Below are 1957 nucleotides of genomic sequence, written 5' to 3' on the forward strand. Positions count from 1 at the left end.
TGTCAAACGCATTTGAAATCTGAGCCACTTCGCGCCTGATCGCGCAAAGTAAAACTGAGCCAGTCGTTACTTCTTCGATGTCGGGACGTGCCCGGCTTTGCGTTGCTGTTTCAGTCTGTAGCTGTCTCCTTTGATCTGGATGATGTGGGCATGGTGGAGGATGCGGTCGAGCATCGCTGCAGTGAGGGTGGTGTTGCCGCCGAAGGTTTCGTCCCACTGCGCAAACGGCAGGTTGCTGGTCAGGATCATCGAGCCACGCTCGTAGCGCTTGGCGACGATCTGGAAGAAGTGACTGGCCTGATCGCCCGAGAGCGGTAGATAGCCGATCTCATCGACGATGAGCAGCCTCGGGCCGAGAATGTTGTGCCGAAGAACGGCGTCGTATCGCTCCTGTCGGCGTGCAGCCTCGAGCTGTAACATCAGATCCGCCGCCGTGATGAACTTCGTCTTGATGCCGGCCTGCGTCGCTGCATATCCGATGGCGATCGCGAGGTGCGTCTTGCCCACGCCCGACGGACCAAGCAACACGGCGTTCTCGCCTCGCTCGATGAAGCGTAGCGTGGCAAGCTCGTCGATTGCCTCGCGTGGGACCCCGACGGCGAAGCTGTAGTCGTAGTCATCCAGTGTCTTGATGGCGGGAAACCCGGCCATGCGCACCAGTGTTTGCCGCGAACGAACTTGCCTCGTCTCTCGTTCGTGCGCGAGCGCGTTCTCGAGGAAGTCGAGGAAACTCCATTGCTTGGCCGCCGCGTCGCTGGCCAGAGCGACGTATCGGTGCATGAGTCCCTCGAGCTTCAGGCTTTGGCAGTGCCCGTCGATGCGTTCCTGCTGCAAGTTCATGCGCGCACCTCGGTCAGTAATTGCTGGTAGACGGACAACGGGTGCTGGATCGACATCGCGGGATCAACGCGCGGCCGAGCGACGGCGCGAGCCGGCAATCGGGGCAATGTGTAGCCAGGCATATCGAGCAAGCAAGCCCGTTCTCGTTGCTCCAACAGAATCGCGGGTGCCTGCCCGGTAACCGGATGCACGCGCTGGTTGGCCACGTCGCGCAGCCATTTACTCACCTCGACGTTCGCAGTCGCGGCATCGAGCATCAAGCCGGATTGTTTAAGCTGGCTTGCCAGCGGCACATAGAAATTGCCGCGCAGATAGCGGTGGAATCGCTCGACCTTGCCCTTGGTCTGCGCGCGGTACGGTTGGCACAATCTGGGCAGGAAGCCGTACCGCTTGGCCAGATCGAGCAGGCCGGCGTGCCAGCGATGTTGGCCGTCGCCATAAGCATCGCGTTCGACAACGATGGTCTTGGCGTTGTCGTAAAGGATCTCGCGAGGAATGCCACCCAAGGCTTCGAACAGCGCATGATGACAGGCAACCAGCGTCTCGGCGCGTTCATCGGTGGTGAAGCGTGCCCAGCGCCAACGACTGAAGCCGAGCGTGGCGGTGAAGGCGTAAAGCGGGTCGGTGCCTCGTCGGAAGACAACGAAATCGCACTGCATCTGCCGACCGGGCTCGGTCTCGAACCTTACGACTGGATCGGGCTTCGGCATGGGCTTATGCGTGTTCATGAAAGCCTGCAGGCTTCGCAGTTGGCCCTCGTAGCCGCGCGCCCGCAACTCGCGCAGCAGCGCCGGCGCTGCGATGATCTCCGGTGCTGCGGCCCTCATGCGCTCGATGATGTACGCCTCGAACGCTCCGAGCTTGGTTGGCCGCGGTTCACGCGGCTTGTAGCGCGGCACTTCCTCAGCCGACAGGTACCGCGCCACCGTGTTGCGAGAAATGCCCAGGCGCCGCGCGATCTCGCGCTCCGATACGCCTTGGGCTTTGAGCACATGGATTTGCATCCACTGTTCCTTCTGGAGCATCGCCAGCCTTTGCGCGCAAAAGGCTGACTGTACTGAAAGGTGGCTTAGATTTACTTCGCGCGAAGTGGCTCATTATTACTTTGCGCCCAACA

2 protein-coding genes are annotated in these 1957 nt (G+C 61.0%); both read right to left on the minus strand.

Features of this window, described 5'->3' with window-relative positions; all coding sequences use genetic code 11:
* Positions 1-66: 66 nt before the first annotated feature.
* The gene (istB, locus tag C3Y15_RS31315; protein ID WP_011881749.1) at positions 67-840 is read right to left on the minus strand and encodes an IS21-like element ISBcen13 family helper ATPase IstB; all 774 of its coding nucleotides are present in this window, start codon (positions 838-840) and stop codon (positions 67-69) included.
* The gene (istA, locus tag C3Y15_RS31320; protein WP_034192717.1) at positions 837-1865 is read right to left on the minus strand and encodes an IS21 family transposase; all 1029 of its coding nucleotides are present in this window, start codon (positions 1863-1865) and stop codon (positions 837-839) included. The genes istB and istA overlap by 4 nt, the downstream gene beginning before the upstream one ends.
* Positions 1866-1957: the final 92 nt, after the last annotated feature.

This window comes from Burkholderia sp. B10 (assembly GCF_004368385.1).
In the GTDB taxonomy this organism is placed as follows: domain Bacteria; phylum Pseudomonadota; class Gammaproteobacteria; order Burkholderiales; family Burkholderiaceae; genus Burkholderia; species Burkholderia vietnamiensis.

Bases quoted from the DNA above. Each gene is read 5' to 3' on its own strand.
- istA (WP_034192717.1), bottom strand. From the start codon at position 1,865: ATGCTCCAGAAGGAACAGTGGATGCAAATCCATGTGCTCAAAGCCCAA.
- istB (WP_011881749.1), bottom strand. From the start codon at position 840: ATGAACTTGCAGCAGGAACGCATCGACGGGCACTGCCAAAGCCTGAAG.